The following is a 22,072-nucleotide window of genomic DNA, read 5'->3' as shown; positions in this document are numbered from 1 at the left end:
AGCTAACCTGACTTGAGTCAGCCTGAGGAGAATGCCATGGACCTAGCCCTGTTTGATCTCGATGAAACGCTTATTTGCGAAGACAGCACCAGCCTGTGGCTGCGTTGGCTGGTCTCGCAAGGATTCGCATCCAGTGACCTTATTGCCGAAGAGCAGCAGTTGATGACGCAATATTACGCCGGCACGCTTTCTATCGAAGAATACATGAACAAAACGCTGGCACCGCTGGCGGGTATGGCCACCTTAACAGTCGAAGGTTGGGTGCGTCGCTTTATTCATCGCGATATCATGCCACGTGTGTTTCCAGCAGCGCGTGAACGCATAGAATGGCATCAACAGCGCGGCGATAAAGTGATGATTATCTCGGCCAGCGGCGAACACTTAGTCATCCCCATCGCCGAGCGTTTGGGTGCTTATGGCGCGTTGGCAATTGGAGTGGAAGTTGTAGACGACCGCTACAGCGGCCAAACCTACGGCACCATGACCTACAAAGATGGCAAAGTGACACGTCTAACGGACTGGAAGGCGTTACAGGAAGGCGAAGCGTTTGAGCGAACCTGGGCTTACAGCGACTCCATGAATGACCTGCCGTTGCTGGCACAGGCCGATCATGCGCATGTGATTAACCCCGACGCATTGCTGCATCAGGAGGCAATGAGCCGGGGCTGGGAAGTCTGTCACTGGGCAAGGTAATTATCCGCGGGACGCCGTGGCGTCCTGCGCTAATCCCACCTTGAGCAGTTTGCCGTTGGCTTCATCAGTAAGCACATAAAGATAGCCATCCGGTCCCTGACGCACATCGCGAATGCGCTCATTGCGATCCTCTAACAATCTCTGCTCCTCGACGACTTTCTCGCCGTTAACCCGCAGGCGAATCAGATTTTTCTCTTTCAGTGAGCCGATAAACAGCGAGTTTTTCCACTGCGGGAAACGGGCACTGTTATAAAATGCCATCCCGCTGAGCGCAGGCGAAACCTTCCAGTGAAACACCGGCTGCTCCGTGCCATCGGCATGTGTTCCTTTTGATTCCGGCACTTTCGAACCACTGTAGTCAACGCCATAAGTGGCCAGCGGCCAGCCATAATTTTTTCCCTTCTCAGGAATATTTACTTCATCGCCGCCGCGCGGGCCATGCTCGCTCTCCCACATTTCCTGAGTCCATGGATTGAGCGCCAGTCCTTGTGGATTACGCAGACCGTAGGCCCAAATTTCTGGTCGCGCACCGTCACGGTCAATAAAGGGATTATCTTTCGGTACGCTACCATCACTGTTCAGGCGCAGTAATTTCCCTTGCAGCTTGTCGAGATCCTGCGCGGTGCTGCTGGCAAAATTATCGCCAAACGCTATCCAGAGAAAACCCTGACGATCAAACGCCAGCCGCGTGCCGATGTTATTGCCGCGAGAGAGCATGGGTGTCTGGCGAATCACTTCACGGAAATCGCTGAGTTGACGATTATCCTCGCTCAGCGTGCCATATCCGACCACCGCACCCGCCTTGCCGCTGCTGTTGGCTTCGGTATAACTCAACCAGACGCGTCGGCTTTGTGCGAAATCGGGTGCCAGCACCACGTCCAGCAAACCGCTTTGACGCTGCGCCCAGACTTTCGGCACACCCTGAATCGGCTCGGATAGACCGCTACCGGGTTGCCAGCTACGCAACTGGCCGGAACGTTCGGTGATCAACAGGGTTTGGTTATCGGGCAGAAATGCCAGCGACCAAGGGTGATCGAGTTTTTCTTGCAGAACCTGCACGTGCAAGTCCGCCGCTAAGGAAGAAAAGGAACAGAGTAACGCGCCGCTGAGAGCCAACGCGACAGGGAAACGAACCATGAAATTCTCCTGGCAGGATACGATGCTGTTAAGCGTAGACAGCGCAGGCAGGATGATGTTGAGGATTTACAAAAGATTAAGGATGGCGACAGGCATCTGCCGCCATGGGCGATTACGGCGTAGTGAAACTTACCGCGTCACGGATCATTTTGTCGATACCCGGTTTGAGATCGGCAAAGGTAATGGCCGTCGTGCTGTTATTGACGGTTTTACCAAAGGCTTTACGCACAACCCGAATCATCGGCTTACCGGTTGCATCGGTCGCTTCAAGTTCGAGGAACAGCATACTGTTTTGCGTGCGATGACCGGTGGCCGCCATGGTGCTGGCAACAACGGCCGCAACCGGTACCACTTCATAGAACTGCATGCCTTTGTTTTCGGCATTCACTGCGGTAATCGCCGCACGTACCATTAAAGTTTGCGAACTTTTGCTCGCAACCAGCGGCCAATGGGTGGCGATAGCCCCTTTTAGCTGAATATCGGTGTAGTTACGAATTTCATCCAGTGTTTGCTGGCTAATACGCTGAGAGGGACGCGCCGCTGGATAGTAAATTACCGGCGTGTAATGGGCATTTTTAAAATTACCTTTTTGGTAATCGGGTGAAATCCAGCGCAGCGTTTGCTCACCGCTGACAGATTCAGCCGGTTTTAACTGACTGTAATCACCCAAGAATCCAGAATATTGCTCTTTATCAGCAACGTGAGACGTACAACCGGCAAGAAGCAATGATGAAACCGCGAGTAAAGCAGCAACCGAAGATTTACGCATAGCGAATTCTCTTTTGTAAGGAAGGCTTACAAGAGAATAGTTAAGCCAAATCCGCCTTGCTGTAAAATGTCGAATTTTTGAGGGGTTATGCGAACTCAATAGCAGAAAATCCGCCACAAACGCGGCGGATTGAAAAAATTATTCGAAACACGTCTCTGGATTATCGGCCAGCGAAATAAACTGCTTTCCGCCTTCAGTCAGCGCAATGATTAATCCGCTTTCAATATCGTAAACCCAACCGTGCAGACGCAGTGCGCCTTTACGCAACGCTACCGCAACGGAAGGATGGGTTTTCATGTTATTGAGCTGAGCAATAACGTTCTCTTTCACCATTTCGTTCAGCTTTTTCTCTGGCGTATCATATTGACGCTCTTCCACTACCGCTTTTGCCGCATCGGCATATTGCAGCCAGTGTTTAACCGCGGGCATCGTATCCATGCACTGACAGGATGCGATGGCATTCATGGCGCCGCAGTTAGAGTGACCACAAATAATGATGTCGGTTACGCCGAGCGCCACGACAGCATATTCGATAGTCGCTGAGACACCGCCCGGTTCAGGACCGAATGACGGCACGATATTGCCCGCATTACGGATAACGAACAGCTGTCCTGGTTCTTGCTGAGTCACCAGTTCCGGCACCAGTCGGCTATCAGAACAGGAAATAAACAGCGCTTTCGGATTTTGATTCGACGCCAGGCTTTTGAAAAGATCCTTCCTTTCAGGAAACACATTCTGTTGGAAACTCAGAAATCCATTAACGATCTCTTTCATTATTTAGCTCTCTCATTATCCACTTCGTCACCTGAAGGAAACGCGCCTTCAGTGTTGATTTGCCTGTTTATTATTAAGCGTAACAGGCAAATATCAACCGCGAATTTAAGCAAACGTCCAATCTAAACACAACCTTTGCGTTTTTTACGTAACCTTGCAAACCGGGCGGCATTTTCATTCGTTACCTTCCCGCCAGCGATTTACTGGAAACAGTGCAAGCCTTCACGCTCGCAGTAGAACCTCTACTCGGCGGAGAATGAAAGTCAGATTTATTAACGCGTTGAGTGCATTAGCCATATTTTTGTTGGTGTGCTTTTTTGCGCGTTAGATAATCCTCGTCACCCCGAAGACGATCCCAATACGTTTTGAAGACCGCTGCCGCTGCGGCTTTTTCTTCATTGACGCCGCGCGGCAACTCTTTGCCTTCTGCATCATATTTGCGTCCACCTTGATGATTGCTGTAGCGGCGAGCGCGGGTGTACCCCATTTGAATAAACTTGCGCGCCATATCCATGCCAACAAAATCATCTTGCGCACGATACGCCTCGAACAGCTGCATAATTTTTGCTGCTGACTCTTCAGCAATCGGCACGGTACGAAAACGCCAGTGCGGTAAAATTTCGCCTTTATAGGGCTGGACCATCAGCACGCCCTGCTCACCGCGTCCCACCTGGTAGAGCTCCGGGTGTTTGCGAAAGTCGATGGTGCTGAAGTCTTGATCGTAATCGAAAGGTTTCATGTCTTTAGTTTAGGATCGAGTGCATCACGCAGCCCGTCACCCAGTAAATTAAAGGCTAAAACGGTGAGGAAGATCGCAAGACTCGGAAAGAGGGCAACGTGCGGCGCAATCACCATATCGGCTCGCGCCTCATTGAGCATGGCACCCCATTCTGGTGTCGGTGGCTGCGCGCCCAAACCCAGGAACGAGAGGCTGGCGGCGGTGATAATGGAGGTCCCGATGCGCATGGTAAAGTAGACCACAATCGGTGATACCGTACCCGGCAGCACGTGACGCATCAAGATCGTCCAGTCAGACGCGCCAATACTGCGTGCCGACTCAATATAGGTTTGATGTTTGAGCACCAGCGTATTGCCACGCACCAAACGGGCAAAGGCCGGGATACTAAAAATGGCGACCGCAACGATCACGTTGCTCATGCCGCTGCCCATGATCGCGACTACCGCAATCGCCAGCAAAATACCGGGAAAGGCAAACAACACGTCGCAGACGCGCATGGTAATACGATCCCACCAGCCTTCGTAATAACCTGCCAGCAGGCCAAACAGCGTGCCAATCAGGGCACCTATCGCCACAGAGAAGAAACCCGCAATCAGTGAGATGCGTGTGCCCACTAGCACGCGGCTGAAGATATCCCGGCCCAATGAATCCACGCCAAACCAGTGCATTAACGATGGCCCTTCATTCAGCCGGTCGTAGTCAAAATAGTTTTCAGCATCAAAGGGGGCGATGTAAGGGGCGATAAACGCCAGCACGATTAATATCACGACGAACAGCCCCGCCAATAACGCGACCGGTTGGCGCTTAAAGCGTCGCCAGAATTCCCCCCACGGCGTACGTACCCGATTTTCCGTCATCAGCGGCATGGTTTTCAGTGCCGCTTCGCGTCGCCAGTTTTTCATCGCGATTCCTTAAAGCGAATGGCTGGATTGATGACCGCGTAGAGCATGTCAACAAACAGATTGATCAATATGAATTCCAGCGAGAACAGCAAGACTTCGGCCTGAATCACCGGGTAATCGCGCATTGCCACTGAATCCACCAGCAAGCGGCCCAATCCCGGCCAGTTGAACACCACTTCCACCACAATCGACCCGCCGAGTAGAAAGCCAAACTGTAGCCCCATCATAGTAACCACCGGGATCATGGCGTTACGTAGGCCGTGTTTCACCACCACCAGCGATTCACGTACCCCTTTGGCGCGAGCGGTACGCATGTAATCTTCCTGCATCACTTCAACAAAGGAGGCGCGGGTAAAGCGCGCCATCACCGCCGCTACCGCAGCCCCTAAGGTGATTGATGGCAAAATATAGTGCTGCCAGCTGTCGGCTCCCACGGTTGGCAACCAGCCAAGCTCAACCGAGAAGACCTGCATCAGCAACATGCCAAGCGCAAAGGCGGGAAACGAGATGCCGGAAACCGCCAGCGTCATACCAATGCGATCGGGCCAGCGGTTACGCCATACCGCTGAAACAATGCCGATAGTCATGCCGAAAATCACCGCCCAAATCATGCTGGCCAGCGTTAACCACAGTGTCGGCATAAAACGTGAAGCGATCTCATCGGCTACCGGTCGTTTCGACACCATCGACTGACCGAAATCACCCTGCAGAGCGTTGAGAATAAAATGCCAAAACTGCTGAGGCAGCGGGAGATCCAATCCCAGCTCCTGACGTACCAGCGCCACCACCGAGGCATCCGCTTCGGGGCCAGCAATCAAGCGTGCCGGATCGCCCGGCAGCAGATGAACAAACAGGAAAACCAGCACCGCAACAATCAGCAGCGTGGGAATCAGGCCCAATAAGCGTTTTAGAAAATAATTAAACATGCAACATCCTGCGCAATAGCGGCCAGCCAACAAGGCTGGCCTGCTCCGTTACTTCAGGCTGGCCTCATCAAAATTGAATGAGGTGTCAGGCATAACGTAAAAACCGGTGAGGTTTTTGCTGTTCGCTGACACCAGCTGCTCAACCACCAGCGGGATCCACGGATGGTCATTCCAAATGCTATCCTGCGCGTCTTTATAGAATTTGGCTTTTTGCTCGCGATCGGTGGTTTTCAGCGCATCAGCCAGATCTTTATCGACCTGCGGATTACTGTAAAACGCGGTATTAAAAATGGCTGGCGGCCAGGCAGCAGTAGCGAACAACGGCGTCAACGCCCAGTCCGCTTCACCCGTTGAGGCGGACCAGCCAGTGTAGAACATGCGCACACCGCTCTCTTTCTGGCCTTTGCTTTCAACTTCAGCGGCACGCTGGCCCGCATCCATTGCCGTGACTTTTACTTTCACGCCGACCTGCGCCAGCTGCTGCTGAGTAAACTGTAATACTTTCTGCGCAGTGCTGTGGTTATGAGAAGACCACAACGTCGTTTCAAAGCCGTTGGGATAACCCGCTTCCTTCAGCAGTTCACGGGCTTTCGCCGGATTGTACTGAATGGCGGGATATTTTTGGGCAAAATCGATGCTTGGCGGCACGATACCGGTGGCTGGCGTGGCATAACCGGCAAACGCAACTTTTGCCAGTGCGTCGCGATTAATGGCATATTCCAGCGCTTCACGTACTTTCGGGTTATCAAACGGTTTCTGCGTGACGTTGAGACTGATGTAACGCTGCATAATCGATGGCGTGGTGACGACATCCAGCTTGGCGTTTTTCTCGAGCAGTTTGGCCTGCTCATAGGGCACCGGGAAAGCGAAGTTGGCTTCGCCCGTTTGCAGCATCGCCGCGCGGGTATTGTTATCTACGACCGGACGCCAGGTAATGCTGTCGAGTTTCGGATAGCCCTTTTTCCAGTATCCGTCCCACTTCTTCACCTTCACAAAGTCGGTCTGATTCCAGGTCACGAACTCAAACGGGCCGGTGCCTACTGGATGAAAACCGATCTCCTTGCCATATTTTTTCAACGCCGTCGGCGAAATCATTGCCGCCGCCGGGTGAGCAAGATTGTTGATAAAGGCTGAGAACGGTTGCTTGAGAGTGACTTTAACCGTGGTGGGATCCACCACTTCGGTGGTCGCGATATATTTAAACAGATTATAGCGTTTCAGGTGATTATCAGGATTGCTGGCGCGATCGAGGTTCACCTTAACGGCTTCGGCGTTGAAGTCTGTGCCATCCTGGAATTTGATGCCAGAGCGCAGCTTGATGGTATAAGTCAAACCATCAGCGCTGGCTTGATAACTTTCAGCCAGCACGTTATTGAGCTTCATCTCTTTATCAAAGCCAAACAGACCTTGATAGAACGATTTCGCTACCGCCTGCGACAATGTGTCGTTGGCATCGTACGGATCCATGGTGGTGAAATTGGATGCAACAGCAATCACCGCATCTTGTGCCGCCCAGGCAGGCAGCGTCATTACGCTACTCAACACGCCCGCAGCCAGTAACCCTTTACGCATCGTAATGTGCATCTTACTCTCCTGTAATCCCTGTCTGGTTAGCCGCCGAAGCGGCGTGCTTTCATCATTCTTTGATCATTGTACTCAGGCCACGCTGATAACATGACGGGCAACAAAATGGCCCGGTGCCACTTCCATCAGCGGAGCCACTTCTGGTTCATCACCCAATGAACGGATTGGGCTAGGAATTTCATCTACCATCAATGCTCGCTCGCGACGACGATGCGCCGGATCGGCGACAGGCACCGCCGCCATTAGCTTTTTGGTATAAGGATGCTGCGGCTGTTCAAACACCGCCTGACGCGGGCCCATCTCAACAATTTGGCCAAGATACATCACCGCCACGCGATGACTGATGCGTTCCACCACCGCCATATCGTGGGAAATAAACAAGAAGGCGATGCCAAATTCGCGCTGTAGATCGAGCATGAGATTGATGATTTGCGCTTGAATTGATACGTCGAGTGCCGATACCGATTCATCAGCAATCACCACTTTTGGATTAAGCGCCAGCGCACGAGCAATACAAATACGCTGGCGTTGGCCACCAGAAAATTCATGCGGATAGCGCTGCGCATGTTCCGGCAGCAAACCCACCTTTTCCAGCAGCCAGGCGACACGCTGCTCCGCTTCGCGGCGCGGCATGACGTTATGCACCAGCAACGGCTCCATAATGGAAAAACCCACCGTCAGGCGCGGGTCGAGCGAGGCGTAAGGATCCTGAAAGATGAATTGGATATCGCGGCGTAAATGCGCCAGCGCCTGACCGGATAAATCATCAATGCGTTGACCATTAAAGGTGATAGTGCCGCCCTGGCTGGCGACCAGACGCAGCAATGAGCGTCCGGTGGTGGATTTACCACAGCCCGATTCGCCCACCAGCGCCAACGTTTCGCCGGCAAAGAGATCAAAACTGACTTTCTCCACGGCATGTACTCGACTTTTCACCCGATTTAATAAGCCGCCACGAATATCAAACCGGGTCACTAAATCACGCACCTGCAAAATAGGGGGTTCGGCGCGGCGAACCGTATCTTGCGGCGCTTCTTCACTGCTTTCACTGTGCAGCAGCGGAAATTTAGCCGGTAAGCTGAGTCCGCTCATTGAGCCGAGTTTGGGCACCGCCGCCAGTAATGCTTGTGTGTAAGGCTGCTGCGGCGCGCTAAATAGCTGCTCGACCGGCGCATTTTCTACCACATCACCGCGATACATCACCTGTACGCGATCGGCCATTTCAGCCACCACGCCCATGTCATGCGTGATGAAAATGACACCCATCTGCATCTCTTTTTGTAGCACACGGATCAGTTGCAGGATTTGCGCCTGAATAGTGACATCAAGCGCGGTAGTGGGTTCATCCGCAATCAGCAACGCGGGTTTACACGACAGCGCCATGGCGATCATCACACGCTGACGCATGCCGCCGGAGAGTTGATGGGGAAAACGGGTTAACACGTTTTGCGCGTCAGGAATACGCACTAAATCCAGCATATGGCGCGCTTCAGCCAGCGCCTGGCTGTGCGTTTTGCCCTGATGTAAGCGGATCGATTCGGCTATCTGTTCGCCGACCGAAAACACCGGATTAAGCGACGTCATCGGCTCCTGAAAAATCATCGCCATATCGGCGCCACGTACGCGTCGCATCTGGCGGGATGAGGCGTGCGTAATATTCAGCACGTCGCCGTTGCGACGCCGCAGCTGAATTTCGCCGCTGACTTCTCCGCCGGTCTGCTCAATTAAACGCATTAAGGCCAGCGAAGTGACTGATTTACCCGAACCCGATTCCCCCACTAAAGCCAAGGTTTCACCGCGATGAAGATCAAGTGAAAGGTGACGCACAGCTTCCGTTACCTTGCCTTCGTGACGAAAGCGCACATTTAAATCGCGCACCGCTAACACCTGATCCGGCGCCATTGGCGGCATCGTTTTCCGCTCAGTCATGCATGCTCCTTAGCTTTCGCGGTAGATCGCCACCTCAGCGGCTTCACCTACCCGCGCAAATCCGCGATACATGCCTTCACTGTTAAACGGCAGCGCGACATTCCCTGCATGATCGATAGCGATAAGACCGCCGCTTCCGCCCATTTCCAGTACTTTATCGTGAATAACACTCACAGTAGCCTGCTGCAGGCTACGTCCACCGTAGCGCATTTGCGCGGCAACATCGTAGGCGGCCAGCGTACGGATAAAGACTTCGCCTGTGCCGGTGCAAGAAACCGCCACGCTGTCGTTGTCAGCGTAGCAACCGGCACCTGGCAGCGGGGAATCACCCACGCGTCCGGCTTGTTTATTAGTCATGCCGCCGGTGGATGTCGCAGCAGCAAGATTCCCTTCGAGATCCAGTGCCACCGCGCCAACCGTACCAAATTTGCGATCGGGGTCGAGCGGATCATCACTGTGACGTTGTGCTTCACCATCATGATCAAGCACCATCTGATCGCTGTTTAGCGCACGTTGCAGCTGTTCCCAGCGCTCAGGTGTGGAGAAATAATCAGGTTCAACCTGCTCGATGCCTTGTGATGCGGCAAACTGCTCGGCGCCTTCACCGATAAACAGCACGTGCGGGCTCGCTTCCAGCACTGCGCGTGCAGCCAGTACAGGATTTCGAATGCGCGTGACGCCCGCGACTGCACCGGCTTCCAGCGTGCGGCCATCCATTACACTGGCGTCGAGTTCATGCGTGCCTTGATGGGTAAAAACCGCGCCTTTGCCCGCATTGAAAAGCGGACACTCTTCCAGCAGACGTACCGCTTCCGTCACCGTATCCAATGCGCTGGCGCCCTGCTCTAACATCTGTTGTCCACGCGTAACGATATCGGTTAATGCCTGACGATATAGTTGTTCTTTTTCTGCGCTCATCGCGGCACGCGTAATCGCGCCTGCACCACCGTGAATGGCGATAACTGCTGTTACCATAACGCTTACCCTGTCGTTGCATCAGATGGAAAAACACTGATTTAGAATGGTTTTCAGCCATTTTTAGTCGTTTTTGACTATAGAAAGCCTGCTAAGGGTTGTAAAGCGGAAACTGTCTCAACAGTCATAACCTTTTATTGTGGCTTATACCGTTGCAGCAGATGTGACTCCTTGCGCAAATGCCACCATAATAAGCAGCAAATGCGATAACCCAGGTTGATACCCAATGGAAAGCTTTACCGCAGGATTGATCTCCCTTGAGGAAGCTCAGGAAAAAATGCTGGCGCAGCTGACGCCCATTACCGATTCACTCAGTGTGCCACTGACCGAAGCCGCAGGACGTATTACCGCTCGCGCCGTGACCTCGCCTATTGATGTGCCGCCTTTTGATAACGCCGCGATGGATGGTTATGCCGTGCGCCTCGCTGATATCAACAGAGGTATTCCGCTGCCTGTCGCAGGAAAAGCGTTTGCCGGGGCGCCCTTTACAGGCAGTTGGCCCGCAGGCAGCGTCATCCGCATCATGACCGGCGCGCCGGTTCCTGCAGGTTGTGAAGCGGTGGTGATGCAGGAAGAGACCGAACAGCGCGACGACGCGATTATTTTTAATGCGCCGGTGAACGCGGGCCAGAACATTCGCCTGATTGGTGATGACATTCGTGCAGGCACAGGCGTGCTTGCGGCGGGCGTCAGGTTAGGTGCTGCGGAATTACCGCTGCTGGCCTCGCTGGGCATTGCAGAGGTCAGCGTGTTGCGTAAACTTCGCGTTGCGGTTTTTTCAACCGGTGATGAATTACAGCCGGTAGGTCATCCCTTGGCAGCAGGTCAAATCTACGACACCAATCGATTTACCGTCTCTTTAATGCTGAAAAAGTTGGGCTGTGAAGTTATCGATCTCGGCATTATTAAAGATGATCCCAACGCGCTGCGTGCTGCCTTTGAAGAAGCCGATCGTCAGGCCGATGTGGTGATCAGCACCGGCGGTGTTTCTGTCGGTGAAGCTGATTTCACCAAAACCATGCTGGAAGAGTTAGGCGCTATTACTTTCTGGAAGCTGGCCATCAAACCCGGAAAACCGTTTGCTTTTGGTCGCCTGGCTAACAGCTGGTTTTGTGGATTGCCAGGCAATCCGGTCTCCGCTGCGGTAACATTTTATCAGCTGGTTGTGCCGCTACTCGCCACGCTAACAGGCCAGAAAAAATCAGCGCTGCCACCGCGTCAAAAAGTCCGTGCGGCAACACGCCTGAAAAAAACGCCGGGCCGCCTCGATTTCCAGCGCGGCTTCTACCGTCGCAACGATCAGGGCGAATTAGAAGTGCATTCCACCGGGCCACAAGGTTCACATGTTTTTAGCTCCTTCGCACAGGCCAACTGCTTTATTGTTCTGGAGCGAGATCGTGAGAATGTTGAAGCGGGTGAATGGGTTGAAATTGAACCGTTCAACGCGCTGCTGGAGGGGTAAATGCTGCCCGAGTTAAGCGACGAAGAAATGCTGCGCTATAACCGACAAATTGTGTTGCGTGGTTTCGATTTTGACGGACAAGAGCAACTCAAAGCCAGCCGTGCGTTGGTGGTAGGTTTAGGGGGATTAGGCTGTGCCGCTGCGCCCTATTTAGCCGCAGCGGGCGTAGGAAGCCTGACGTTGCTTGATTTCGACACGGTGTCGCTCTCAAACCTGCAACGGCAAATATTGCACCATGATGCAGATATTGGTTACGCCAAAGTGGAATCTGCTGCGCAAAGTCTGGCGATGATTAATCCACATTGCCAGGTGAATACCGTGAGCACGCGGCTAGAGGATGAAGCGATGCGCACGTTGATCGCCACGCATCATGTGGTGCTGGACTGCACCGATAACGTTCAGGTGCGCGAGCAGCTAAACCGCTTATGCCGTCAGCAGCGCGTGCCGCTGGTTTCCGGTGCAGCGATTCGTATGGAAGGCCAAATCAGCGTGTTTACCTGGCAGCCGAATACGCCCTGCTATCGCTGCATTAGCCGCCTTTTTGGCGAGCAGACATTAAGCTGCGTAGAAGCTGGCGTCATGGCCCCGCTGGTGGGTGTAATTGGAGCTATGCAAGCAATGGAAGCGATTAAACTGCTGACACACTACGGCACGCCCGCAACATCTCGCTTATTAATGTACGATGCCATGAGTGCAGAATTCCGCAGCATGAAGGTGGCGCAGGATGCGCACTGCGAAGTGTGTGGCGACAAATAGCGAAGAAAAAAAACGGGGTAGCCAGCGCTACCCCGTTTTTTTAGACGATGCCCTGACTGCGCAGGTAATCTTCGTAGTTACCGGTGAAGTCCACGATGCGATCTTCTTTCATTTCCATGACGCGAGTTGCCAGCGAGCTGACGAATTCACGGTCATGTGAAACGAAAATCAACGTCCCCTCATACATTTCCAACGCCATATTCAGCGATTCAATGGATTCCATATCAAGGTGGTTGGTGGGTTCATCCATAATCAGGATGTTCGGTTTTTCCAACATTAACTTACCGAACAGCATGCGTCCCTTTTCACCACCGGAAAGCACTTTAGCTGGCTTCTTAATATCATCCTGAGAAAACAGCAGGCGGCCCAAAATGCCACGAATGACTTGCTCGTCATCACCTTGCTGTTTCCACTGGCTCATCCAGTCAAACACGGTGAGATCATTTGCAAAATCTTCGGCATGATCCTGAGCGTAATAACCGATGCGCGCATTTTCTGACCATTTAACGTTGCCGCTTTCCGGCGTCAATTCGCCCACCAGCGTTTTCAGTAAAGTCGATTTACCGATACCGTTGGCACCCAGCACCGCTAATTTCTCGCCGACTTCAAGCATCAGGTTTAAATTTTTAAACAGCGGACCGTTATCAAAACCTTTAGTAATCGCTTCAACTTCGAGCGCATTACGGAACAATTTTTTATCTTGTTCAAAACGAATAAACGGGTTCTGTCGGCTGGAGGCTTTTACTTCATCCAGCTTAATTTTATCCATCTGTTTCGCACGTGAAGTTGCCTGGCGCGATTTAGAGGCGTTGGCGCTAAAGCGGCTAACAAATGATTGCAGATCGGCAATTTGTGCTTTTTTCTTGGCATTATCCGATAACAGACGTTCGCGGGCCTGAGTGGCTGCGGTCATATATTCGTCATAGTTGCCCGAATAAACACGGAGTTCGCCGTAGTCTAAATCCGCCATATGCGTACAGACCATATTCAAAAAGTGACGGTCATGCGAAATGATAATCATGGTGCTGTCGCGTTCGTTAAGAACCTGCTCCAGCCAGCGGATGGTGTCGATATCCAGGTTGTTGGTCGGTTCGTCCAGCAACAAAATATCAGGATTAGAGAACAGCGCCTGCGCCAACAACACGCGTAATTTAAAGCCCGGTGCAATTTCGCTCATCGGACCATAATGCTGCTCAACTGGAATACCTACACCGAGTAATAACTCTCCGGCACGTGATTCCGCACTGTAACCATCCATTTCACCGTAAAGCACTTCAAGGTCTGCGACTTTATAGCCATCTTCTTCGCTCATTTCTGGCAAAGCATATATACGATCGCGTTCTTCTTTAACTTCCCATAATTCATGGTGACCCATGATAACGGTATCGAGCACACTATATTGTTCAAAGGCGAACTGATCCTGGCGTAACTTACCGATACGTTCATTCGGATCGTAAGAAACATTTCCGCCGCTTGGCACCAGATCGCCACCCAGAATCTTCATGAAGGTGGATTTACCGCTGCCGTTCGCACCGATTAAACCGTAACGATTACCGCCGCCAAATTTAACGGAGATGTTCTCGAACAGTGGCTTGCTGCCAAACTGCATGGTGATATTGCTGCTAACTAACACGGCATTGACCTTTGTGAAGAAGTGGATGAAAAAACGGCGGCTATTATGCCAGATGTGATGTAGCGCACGCCAGCGCAAGGCGTGCGGGCTAAGCAGAGTAGTTGATAAACAGGTGTAAATAAAAAAGCCGAGGCGCCAATATTGGCCCTCGGCTCCCGCATACAAGGATCGTGTCGATTAATCGATCAGGAAACTGTCCAGGCTCTTGCCTGAATCCAATGCTTTTTTAATCGCTGCTGGTGTACGGCCTTGGCCGGTCCATGATTTGGTTTCACCGTTTTCATCGGTATAAGAATATTTTGCTGGACGCGGAGCACGCTTAGAACGTTTTTTACCTGGCTCCAGAGCGCCTAATAATTCATTTGGGTCAATGCCGTCTGCCAACAGCATTTCGCGATATTTAGAGAGCTTTTCTTCTTTTTCGCGATTTTGAGTCTCTTCCGCTTCTGCTTCTTCGCGACGTTCGGTCACAACAACGGTTAATTTCTCGAGAATTTCTTCCAGGTCAGTCAGCGGCAGTTCACGAGCCTGGGCACGTAATGTGCGAATGTTGTTCAGAACTTTAAATGCGTCACTCATCACAATGTCCTTGATTGAGGGGGGTAATTAAAACTGTAGCGTTAAGATTACCTAATTCAAATAAAAAAATAAATTAATTTTACGCTACAGATTATTCTGAGCGCTAATTTAAATCGCTACGCTTTTTTTATCACCTCATTTTATGGGCTTTATTAACGTAGAATTAACAGTCTCGTGGCGTTAACCTCAAACTCTGGAATCGATTTCAGACGCGAGCATTTCATAAATTCTTCCTGATTGCTTTTAAACAAAATCATAAAAAGGTAACAGGATTATTCCCGCAGACGTTGGCGCGCGGCTTTTAACGGGGACTAAACCACGATCTCAATCAGAAGGTTCTACAAGCCACTGCTTTAAAAAAGCGGCTTAATAAATCAAATTTTTATAACCCTTACGAATTCTTCACGTTGGCGTTTTTTAATTACAGAGGTTAATGCTTGTGATTCTTCATCGGATGATAACCCATCATGCAAATAATCTTTCCTCTGTTCCAGGCGTCGGTTATGCGTTTCAGGAAGACACAAAATCACAAAAATGGTCTGCTATACGCGCTCGCGATACAGATAAAAAAGAGATCAGACAGCCCTGCGCTCGCCAGTAAAACAGGAAACATCAGTGAATTAATGAAATTCGCTGTCCCTATGGCAAATACTGCGCCATCCATAACCCAGGCGCGTAGGAAGAATTTCTAAAACAGCAATCATCTCACCGGTGAAAGCACGCCTTGATGAAAGCGATGAGACATAAGCATACGCAATAATCCCCTTTCACTGCACAAAACATCCGGCTAGCCATTCGCTGCTCCGGCATTAAATAGCCAGCGTTGTTGATAAATAATAAGCAAGCCATGCCATCCCATTTCCCCATCTTTGTTGGGGTACAGCGAGCTGTTTTTTCCAACAGCTAAATACTGACTAACGCCATTAAAACAGAAATAGCGCCGTGGTAAGGGTGTTAAATAAGAATACCCTATCGCTCATATCCGCCGCTTTTAACAACACTGGCGCGTAATAAATTCGGATTTTAACGCCGGTAAACGCCTGAATGGCCGCGATGACCATGCCAATCATGTGTTCGGGATGAAACCCGATCTCGCATGTGGCCGACAGGTCAGCGGGCTGTGATGAAACGTGTTTTCATCACAGCCGCGTATCCAAAAGCAATAAAAGTGAGAGGTGAAGGGGGATTAATTTACCTGGGTTGCCGGGCCAAACACATCATATTGCGGCAACGTAACGTTCTGATACGTTTCCCAACCACCCCCCAAGGCTTTATACAAGGCGACTAAGTCTAATCCGCTTTGCATCCTCGCTTGCGTCGCCTGCTCCTGCGCTTGCGCCAGTTGGCGCTGTGCATCCAGTACGTCAAGGAATGTCGACAGACCTTGGCGATAACTGTCGCTGGCAAGGTCAAACGCACGTTGCAGCGCACCCGTGGTTTCATCCAGCGCGGTGACACGCTGCTGGTCGGCGCGGTAACTTACCAGCGCGTTCTCCACATCTTGCAATGCGGTCAGTACCGTTTGGCGATAATCGAGTGCTGCGCTGGCTTGCTGCGCGCGCGCCAATTTCACACTGGAAACCAACTGACCGCCCTGGAAAATCGGAATCGACAGCGAGGGCCCATAGCTGTAGAAGTGGCTGCTCCAGTTATCTAAATAGCTAACATCAGTGTTACGTACACCCAGCTGACCGGTTAATGACAGACTCGGAAAGAGTTGGGCTACCGAGACGCCAATATTGGCCGTCTGCGCGTGTAGCGTGGCTTCAGCCTGACGTATATCTGGTCGACGACGAGCCAGTGTGGATGGAATGCCGACTGAAACAATTTGCGGCAGCGTTGGCAGCGCTTTTGGCGTATTGAGTTCTGCATCCAACGCGCCCGGCGTTTTACCCAATAACACGGCTAAGCCGTTCATCGCTTGACGCGCCTGAGCCTGATATTGCGGCAGCTGCGCCTGCAGCGTACTGAGCTGAGCGTGCGCATTTTCCACATCGGTCACGGGTGCTAAGCCGTTACGTTGCTGACTTTGCGTCAACTCTACGGTTTGCTGGGCAACATCGATCTGCTGCTGTAGCGTCTGCACCGTCGATTGCGCGCCGCGCAGTTGCAGCCAGGCACGCGCCACTTCAGCTTCTAACGACACTAACGCATCATTACGCTGCTCAATCGCTGCCTGCGTCTGTGCGTTCGCTGCCTCAACCTGACGTCGTACCCTGCCCCATAAATCAAGCTCCCAGCTGGCATCAAAACTGCCTTGATAGAGATTAACCGGCTGCGTCAGACTATTCAGCTGGCTGGTAACATCACTATCAAGCTGATCGTAAGCGCCATTTGACTTCAACAGGCCCTCAAGTCCTAGCTGCTGACGCGTCATTTTGGCTGAACCGTTCAGGCTGGGAAACAAACCGCCCTGCGCTTGCGCCAGCTGTTGTCGAGCGCCCGCAATGCGCAGCACTGCCTGTTGCAGCGTCAGGTTGCCTTCAATGGCACGCGCAATCAGGCTGTCGAGTTGCGGATCGTTGAAGCTGCGCCACCAACGAGCGTTGACCGCTGACGATCGCGGTTTAGAGGCTTCTTGTGATTCCAGCGAGTTGTAACCGCCCGGCATTTGCGGTTTCGGTGCCTGATAATCGGGCCCAACGGCGCAACCTGCCAGCCACATTGCCAGTGTTAATAAGCTCAACGGTTTGAGGCCGCGAGAAAACATAAACTTCATGTCAGTGTGCTCCTGCACTGCCTTCGCTCTTAATCGGCGACAGCAGCCAACAAAATGGAATCAATATCAGGGCGACGATGCTCAAACCTGAAAAGACGTCGATATAAGCGAGGATGCGCGACTGGGCAATCATCTCTTGATAAAGCTGCCCGGTGGCTAAGGTGATCGGATCGCCAACAGCCGACGTAAAGTCACGGATCGCCTGTGCCCAATGCTGCACGGTAAGATTGAACGGCTCATTAAGCGGTGTCATGTTGTGCACCATGTGCGCCGACCGCACCTGTTCACGCTCGGTGATCGCCGCGGTAGAAAGTGAGATCCCAATCGATCCTGCCACATTGCGAAACATGGTGAACAGCGCGGAGGCATCGGCATTCAGTCGTTGCGGAATGGTGACAAAAGCGATGGTGGTCAAAGGAACAAACAAGAAACCCAGGCCAATTGACTGAGCACTACGCATCAACACCAGCGTGGTAAAATCGACATTCGGCGTTAAGGTTGCCGAATAGAAAAACGCCACGGCAAGACAGCTAAAACCAAAGGCGATGATATAGCGCGTCTGCACGATCGGCATCAGCTTAAGCACCAGCGGAATGGTCATCACGATCAACACGGCGCCCGGCGATAACACCAAGCCAGACCAGGTTGCGGTATAACCCAAATCCTGTTGTGCCAGCTGCGGTAATACCACCGAACTGCCGTACAGGATCATCGCCATACCCGCCATCAATAAACCCGCCACCCAAAAGTTACGATCCTTCATCACCAGGATGTCGACCACCGGTTTACGCGCATACATCAGCCAGTAAACCGCGCCAACAATGCCGATAACCGCCAAAATGGCAAACAACACAATGAAGTTTGAAGAAAACCAGTCTTCATCTTCACCGCGATCCAGCATCACCTGTAAACAGCCAAGCCCGAGGGTAATCAGTGATATGCCAATGTAGTCGATCTTCAGGCGACCTTTAGCCCACTTGCGTTCCCACGGCGGATCTTCCAGCAGTTGATAGATCGCCATTACGGTTAAAATTCCTACCGGAATGTTGATGAAAAATACCCAGCGCCAGCTGTAGTTATCCGTAATCCAGCCACCAAGCGTTGGCCCGATCACTGGCGCAACAATGATGGCGATAGAGGAGAGACCAAAGGCTTTGCCGCGATCTTCCGGCTTGAAGTAGTCAAGTAGCACCGATTGCTGCACCGGCTGCAAGCCTCCGCCGAAAAACCCCTGTAATACGCGGAACAGAATGATTTGCCACAGTTCGGTGGCGATACCGCACAGGAATGAGCAGATGGTGAACATCACAATGCAGATCAAGAAGAACTGCTTGCGGCCAAACAGGCGACTGAAAAAGGCAGAGATGGGCAGCACGATGCCGTTTGCCACCAGATACGAGGTCAACACCCAGGTTGACTCATCGTAGCTGGAAGAGAGCGAACCCGCGATGTGCGGCAACGCTACGTTGACGATCGTGGTGTCAAGGATCTCCATAAACACCGCCAGCGTAACCGTGATGGCAACTAGCCACGGATTACTGGCGGGTTTCCAGCTCTGCGTTGGGCTCATTCCACCGTCACCTTCGGTTCAACCGACAGACCCAGCGGCAGCGGATGATTGGGATCTAAACCGTGGTCAATAACGATTTTCACCGGCACGCGTTGAACAATTTTTACGTAGTTGCCGGTGGCATTTTCCGACGGGAAGGTCGAGAAACGCGAACCGGATCCCATTTGAATACTGTCCACATGCCCTTCCAGTTTCATGTCTGGCCAGGCATCGACAGTAATCGCCACTTTATCGCCTGGGTTCATGCGCTCAAGTTGCGACTCTTTAAAGTTGGCCGTAATCCAGATATCGGCTGACACCAGCGAGAAAAGTGAGCTGCCAGCCTGCACCAGCGTACCGACCTGAACATTACGTTTCGTCACGAATCCGTCGTAAGGTGCACGAACCTGAGTGTATGAAAGGTTTAACTCTGCCGTGTTGAGTTGCGCTTTAGCCTGTTCAACCTGCTGCTGACGCGCTTCGACATTGGTTTCCTGCTGACGAATTTGCAAAGCAACCTGAGAGGCCACTTCAACTTGTGCTTTGGCACTTTGCAGTTGTGCCTGCGCGGAACGCAGTTGCGCATTCGCTGTATCAATATTGCGTTGGCTGGTCGCACGCGGATCAACACCGCGCTGACGACGATAATCGGCTTGGGCATTCATCATATTTGCCTGCGCTTTGGCTTGATCGGCTAACGCCTGATCGCGCTGCGCCGGATATTGAACGCGAGACAGCGCCAGTTGCGCCTGCGCCTGATGTAATTGTGCCTGCGCTAAGCCAAGCTGGGCTTTAGCCTGATCGCGCTGCGCACTGGTATCACTGGGATCAATCTCAACCAGCAAATCACCCTTTTTCACCCGCTGGTTATCTTTAACCAGCAGTTTGACGACATAACCTGAGGCTTTGGGCGCAATAGTGACCGCATCACCTTCGGTAAAGGCATCGTCAGTGGTCTCTTCATTGCGGGTACTAAACCAGAAATAGAAGCCGACGATCAGCATCACCACAACGATAATCGCTAAAATAATCAGCGGTTTTTTACCGGGGCGTTTACGTTCGGGTTCATCGTTATTCTGGTTTTCTTGTGACTGACTGTTTTTATCCGCCGCGTTATCAGCGTCTTCCTGGCGTGGCTCGCGTTGATCTTTCTCGCTCATAGTTCCCATCACTGGCTAAGGCCCTAATTCCCGGGCATAAAAGGTCAAATTAACCTTAGATGGGAAACTGACAAATTCCAGTGCAACTTTACATAACTTGATGAAAGACGCACGTCCTGCCAATTAATTCATTAGCAGGACGAAATGATGTCAGGAAATCAGGCGCAGCAGCAGCCAGCCGCTCAACATTGCCCAGGCGAGCAATGGCAGGGAAAAGAGATGAAAGCGCCACCAAACGCGGCGATCTTTTGCCATGCGCAAGGCAATCAAATTGGCAAGAGAACCAGGCAGCAGACCGAAGCCACCGATATTTACTGCCCATGCGAGTACCTCTGAAGAAGGCACTTTTTGCAGCAGCAGAATAGTCGCCGGTACGTTGCTAATAACTTGTGATAACGCGATAGCCAGCAAGTAAAGCGCGCCGTCGCCAAGATGCGTAATCGCATCGAAATGCGCCTGTAAAACGGGCAAGCGCGTGAGTAAATAGACATCAACAAACATGGCGATAAAAACTGCCAGCAAGCTCCAGTCGATATTGAGCAATACCGGGCGCGCCATGATTAAAAAGCACAGCACAATCAACAGGAGTGCCCAGCCAGTGAGATGCCATTCCAACGCGGCAATAAACAGCACATACAGCAAGACGCTCACCGCAAACAGCGGCTTCCGCCATTGATGCGTTTCATTATTTTGATGTTTTTGTATTTCTCGCGTTGAAAAGCTCCACCAGGTCAATGCAACCAGGCTCAGCAGCAGCCAGGCCGCCAAGGGAAACATCTGCCCGATAAATCCCGCCACGCTGAGAGAACCGTGGCTCCATAGCAAAATATTTTGCGGATTACCGACCGGCGTTAGCAACGAGCCAGCATTGACCGCCAACGCTTCAAAAATGATTAAACGTGAAAGGGGTAAGCGAGAGAATTTTCGTAGCGTTAACGTTAGCGGCACCAAAATAAACAGTGCAACATCGTTCGTCAGAAAGGTAGAAAGCAGCGCCGCGGCTAACACCATAAACAAGGCCAATGCCCGCTCATGCTTAAAACGGCTGATTAATCGCTCGCCTAGCACATCAAAATAGCCGCTGACTTCTAATCCCTTTGTCAGGATCAACAATCCTGTCAGCGTAATAATGGTATGCCAGTCCACGGCGCCAGGCAGGTCTGACCAACGAAAGTTGGCCAGAAACAGCAAGATCGCTCCAATGATTAACAGCAGATGCAAAATTCGGTCATGCAAAAAGGAGCGAAAAAGAGTGGGCATGTTGGCCGTTCGCCTTAAAGGTTAGCGATTTTCGTAGAATTTCTGGAAAACGGCCAGCGTTTCATCACTGACGTGATGCTCAATGCCTTCAGAGTCGCGGCGCGCGGTTTCTGGACTAATGCCCAGCGCTAACAAGAAGGTTTCAACAATGTAATGGCGTGCACGACTCTCTTCCGCCAGCTTTTCGCCTTCACTGGTTAAGAACACGCCGCGATAAGGAACCTGCTCAACCAAACCGGCGATGCTCAGGCGCTTCAGCATTTTCGCCACCGTCGGCTGTGAGACACCGAGGCGCGCAGCCATATCAACCTGACGCGCTTCGCCAAATTCACCAATCAAATCAGAGATTAGCTCAACGTAGTCATCAATAAGTTCACGGCGATGCGCTTCACGCACCTGCCGAAAACCTTCGACATGCTCTTCAATATCTTTTAGTGGTCCTTGCGGGGCAGTAACCACGCTTTTAGCACGACGACTCATTCAACTTCCTCTTTATTATTATCCGTATTCAACCTGCTCTACGGAT

20 protein-coding genes are annotated in these 22,072 nt (G+C 51.9%); 3 read left to right on the top strand and 17 right to left on the bottom strand.

Annotation, left to right across the window (positions count from 1 at the left end):
* Positions 1 to 36: 36 nt before the first annotated feature.
* Complete coding sequence (locus SC127_RS18590) at positions 37 to 693, top strand: HAD family hydrolase (protein WP_243078263.1); 657 nt, start codon at positions 37 to 39, stop codon at positions 691 to 693.
* Here the strand turns inward: SC127_RS18590 and SC127_RS18585 are convergent, their stop codons facing one another.
* From SC127_RS18585 to SC127_RS18545, 9 genes are all read right to left on the bottom strand, one after another.
* On the bottom strand, positions 694 to 1,830 hold the full coding sequence (locus SC127_RS18585) for a PQQ-dependent sugar dehydrogenase (protein WP_215847226.1): 1,137 nt from the start codon (positions 1,828 to 1,830) through the stop codon (positions 694 to 696).
* Between the two features lie 112 nt (positions 1,831 to 1,942).
* Positions 1,943 to 2,599: a DUF3313 domain-containing protein gene (locus SC127_RS18580; RefSeq protein WP_332627445.1), complete on the bottom strand. Its 657-nt coding sequence runs from the start codon at positions 2,597 to 2,599 to the stop codon at positions 1,943 to 1,945.
* A gap of 138 nt (positions 2,600 to 2,737) precedes the next feature.
* Positions 2,738 to 3,373, bottom strand: coding sequence for a carbonic anhydrase (locus SC127_RS18575; RefSeq protein ID WP_215847228.1), 636 nt, complete (start codon positions 3,371 to 3,373; stop codon positions 2,738 to 2,740).
* A gap of 289 nt (positions 3,374 to 3,662) precedes the next feature.
* Positions 3,663 to 4,112 carry a DUF4385 domain-containing protein gene (locus SC127_RS18570; protein WP_215847229.1) on the bottom strand — a complete coding sequence of 150 codons (450 nt, stop codon included), beginning with the start codon at positions 4,110 to 4,112 and terminating at the stop codon, positions 3,663 to 3,665.
* On the bottom strand, positions 4,109 to 5,014 hold the full coding sequence (gene gsiD / locus SC127_RS18565) for a glutathione ABC transporter permease GsiD (protein WP_243078265.1): 906 nt from the start codon (positions 5,012 to 5,014) through the stop codon (positions 4,109 to 4,111). The genes SC127_RS18570 and gsiD overlap by 4 nt, the downstream gene beginning before the upstream one ends.
* A complete protein-coding gene (gene gsiC / locus SC127_RS18560) occupies positions 5,011 to 5,940 on the bottom strand; it encodes a glutathione ABC transporter permease GsiC (RefSeq protein ID WP_215847230.1) in 930 nt (309 codons plus the stop codon). The genes gsiD and gsiC overlap by 4 nt, the downstream gene beginning before the upstream one ends.
* A 48-nt stretch (positions 5,941 to 5,988) precedes the next feature.
* Entirely contained in the window at positions 5,989 to 7,524 is a 1,536-nt protein-coding gene (gsiB, locus tag SC127_RS18555; protein ID WP_215847231.1) for a glutathione ABC transporter substrate-binding protein GsiB, read from the bottom strand.
* 72 nt (positions 7,525 to 7,596) lie between these two features.
* Positions 7,597 to 9,453 (bottom strand): glutathione ABC transporter ATP-binding protein GsiA, encoded by a 1,857-nt coding sequence (gene gsiA / locus SC127_RS18550; RefSeq protein WP_243078266.1) that lies wholly within the window; start codon positions 9,451 to 9,453, stop codon positions 7,597 to 7,599.
* 9 nt (positions 9,454 to 9,462) lie between these two features.
* Positions 9,463 to 10,428, bottom strand: coding sequence for an isoaspartyl peptidase/L-asparaginase family protein (locus SC127_RS18545; protein ID WP_215847233.1), 966 nt, complete (start codon positions 10,426 to 10,428; stop codon positions 9,463 to 9,465).
* A 226-nt stretch (positions 10,429 to 10,654) separates the two neighbouring features.
* Between SC127_RS18545 and moeA the strand changes: the two genes are divergently transcribed.
* Together moeA and moeB are read left to right on the top strand one after the other, a co-directional pair.
* Positions 10,655 to 11,890 carry a molybdopterin molybdotransferase MoeA gene (moeA, locus tag SC127_RS18540; RefSeq protein WP_332627440.1) on the top strand — a complete coding sequence of 412 codons (1,236 nt, stop codon included), beginning with the start codon at positions 10,655 to 10,657 and terminating at the stop codon, positions 11,888 to 11,890.
* The gene (gene moeB / locus SC127_RS18535) at positions 11,891 to 12,646 is read left to right on the top strand and encodes a molybdopterin-synthase adenylyltransferase MoeB (RefSeq protein WP_215847234.1); all 756 of its coding nucleotides are present in this window, start codon (positions 11,891 to 11,893) and stop codon (positions 12,644 to 12,646) included.
* A gap of 40 nt (positions 12,647 to 12,686) precedes the next feature.
* Here the strand turns inward: moeB and SC127_RS18530 are convergent, their stop codons facing one another.
* From SC127_RS18530 to mntR, 8 genes are all read right to left on the bottom strand, one after another.
* The gene (locus tag SC127_RS18530) at positions 12,687 to 14,279 is read right to left on the bottom strand and encodes an ABC-F family ATPase (protein WP_215847235.1); all 1,593 of its coding nucleotides are present in this window, start codon (positions 14,277 to 14,279) and stop codon (positions 12,687 to 12,689) included.
* Positions 14,280 to 14,456: 177 nt separating this feature from the next.
* Positions 14,457 to 14,858, bottom strand: a complete 402-nt coding sequence (locus tag SC127_RS18525) for an H-NS family histone-like protein (RefSeq protein WP_215847236.1) — start codon at positions 14,856 to 14,858, stop codon at positions 14,457 to 14,459.
* 923 nt (positions 14,859 to 15,781) lie between these two features.
* Positions 15,782 to 15,928, bottom strand: a complete 147-nt coding sequence (locus SC127_RS22640) for an MFS transporter (protein ID WP_442955762.1) — start codon at positions 15,926 to 15,928, stop codon at positions 15,782 to 15,784.
* Between the two features lie 116 nt (positions 15,929 to 16,044).
* On the bottom strand, positions 16,045 to 17,568 hold the full coding sequence (locus SC127_RS18520; protein WP_442955766.1) for an efflux transporter outer membrane subunit: 1,524 nt from the start codon (positions 17,566 to 17,568) through the stop codon (positions 16,045 to 16,047).
* A 10-nt stretch (positions 17,569 to 17,578) separates the two neighbouring features.
* Positions 17,579 to 19,147, bottom strand: coding sequence for a DHA2 family efflux MFS transporter permease subunit (locus SC127_RS18515; protein ID WP_215847238.1), 1,569 nt, complete (start codon positions 19,145 to 19,147; stop codon positions 17,579 to 17,581).
* Complete coding sequence (locus SC127_RS18510; protein WP_370661505.1) at positions 19,144 to 20,295, bottom strand: HlyD family secretion protein; 1,152 nt, start codon at positions 20,293 to 20,295, stop codon at positions 19,144 to 19,146. The genes SC127_RS18515 and SC127_RS18510 overlap by 4 nt, the downstream gene beginning before the upstream one ends.
* A 141-nt stretch (positions 20,296 to 20,436) precedes the next feature.
* On the bottom strand, positions 20,437 to 21,546 hold the full coding sequence (locus tag SC127_RS18505; protein ID WP_215847240.1) for an SLC13 family permease: 1,110 nt from the start codon (positions 21,544 to 21,546) through the stop codon (positions 20,437 to 20,439).
* Positions 21,547 to 21,567: 21 nt separating this feature from the next.
* On the bottom strand, positions 21,568 to 22,026 hold the full coding sequence (mntR, locus tag SC127_RS18500; protein ID WP_243078269.1) for a manganese-binding transcriptional regulator MntR: 459 nt from the start codon (positions 22,024 to 22,026) through the stop codon (positions 21,568 to 21,570).
* Between the last annotated feature and the right edge of the window lie 46 nt (positions 22,027 to 22,072).

This window comes from Pantoea sp. T14 (assembly GCF_036663535.1).
Classification (GTDB): domain Bacteria; phylum Pseudomonadota; class Gammaproteobacteria; order Enterobacterales; family Enterobacteriaceae; genus Pantoea; species Pantoea phytostimulans.
The sequence above is the reverse complement of the archived record's forward strand: the minus strand, read 5'-3'. Positions and strand labels throughout refer to the sequence as shown.

Bases quoted from the DNA above. Each gene is read 5' to 3' on its own strand.
- SC127_RS18520 (WP_442955766.1), bottom strand. From the start codon at position 17,568: ATGTTTTCTCGCGGCCTCAAACCGTTGAGCTTATTAACACTGGCAATG.
- gsiD (WP_243078265.1), bottom strand. From the start codon at position 5,014: ATGAAAAACTGGCGACGCGAAGCGGCACTGAAAACCATGCCGCTGATG.
- gsiC (WP_215847230.1), bottom strand. From the start codon at position 5,940: ATGTTTAATTATTTTCTAAAACGCTTATTGGGCCTGATTCCCACGCTG.
- SC127_RS18545 (WP_215847233.1), bottom strand. From the start codon at position 10,428: ATGGTAACAGCAGTTATCGCCATTCACGGTGGTGCAGGCGCGATTACG.
- moeB (WP_215847234.1), top strand. From the start codon at position 11,891: ATGCTGCCCGAGTTAAGCGACGAAGAAATGCTGCGCTATAACCGACAA.
- SC127_RS18525 (WP_215847236.1), bottom strand. From the start codon at position 14,858: ATGAGTGACGCATTTAAAGTTCTGAACAACATTCGCACATTACGTGCC.
- mntR (WP_243078269.1), bottom strand. From the start codon at position 22,026: ATGAGTCGTCGTGCTAAAAGCGTGGTTACTGCCCCGCAAGGACCACTA.
- SC127_RS22640 (WP_442955762.1), bottom strand. From the start codon at position 15,928: ATGATTGGCATGGTCATCGCGGCCATTCAGGCGTTTACCGGCGTTAAA.
- SC127_RS18580 (WP_332627445.1), bottom strand. From the start codon at position 2,599: ATGCGTAAATCTTCGGTTGCTGCTTTACTCGCGGTTTCATCATTGCTT.
- gsiA (WP_243078266.1), bottom strand. From the start codon at position 9,453: ATGACTGAGCGGAAAACGATGCCGCCAATGGCGCCGGATCAGGTGTTA.
- SC127_RS18585 (WP_215847226.1), bottom strand. From the start codon at position 1,830: ATGGTTCGTTTCCCTGTCGCGTTGGCTCTCAGCGGCGCGTTACTCTGT.
- gsiB (WP_215847231.1), bottom strand. From the start codon at position 7,524: ATGCACATTACGATGCGTAAAGGGTTACTGGCTGCGGGCGTGTTGAGT.
- moeA (WP_332627440.1), top strand. From the start codon at position 10,655: ATGGAAAGCTTTACCGCAGGATTGATCTCCCTTGAGGAAGCTCAGGAA.
- SC127_RS18575 (WP_215847228.1), bottom strand. From the start codon at position 3,373: ATGAAAGAGATCGTTAATGGATTTCTGAGTTTCCAACAGAATGTGTTT.
- SC127_RS18590 (WP_243078263.1), top strand. From the start codon at position 37: ATGGACCTAGCCCTGTTTGATCTCGATGAAACGCTTATTTGCGAAGAC.
- SC127_RS18505 (WP_215847240.1), bottom strand. From the start codon at position 21,546: ATGCCCACTCTTTTTCGCTCCTTTTTGCATGACCGAATTTTGCATCTG.
- SC127_RS18515 (WP_215847238.1), bottom strand. From the start codon at position 19,147: ATGAGCCCAACGCAGAGCTGGAAACCCGCCAGTAATCCGTGGCTAGTT.
- SC127_RS18570 (WP_215847229.1), bottom strand. From the start codon at position 4,112: ATGAAACCTTTCGATTACGATCAAGACTTCAGCACCATCGACTTTCGC.
- SC127_RS18510 (WP_370661505.1), bottom strand. From the start codon at position 20,295: ATGGGAACTATGAGCGAGAAAGATCAACGCGAGCCACGCCAGGAAGAC.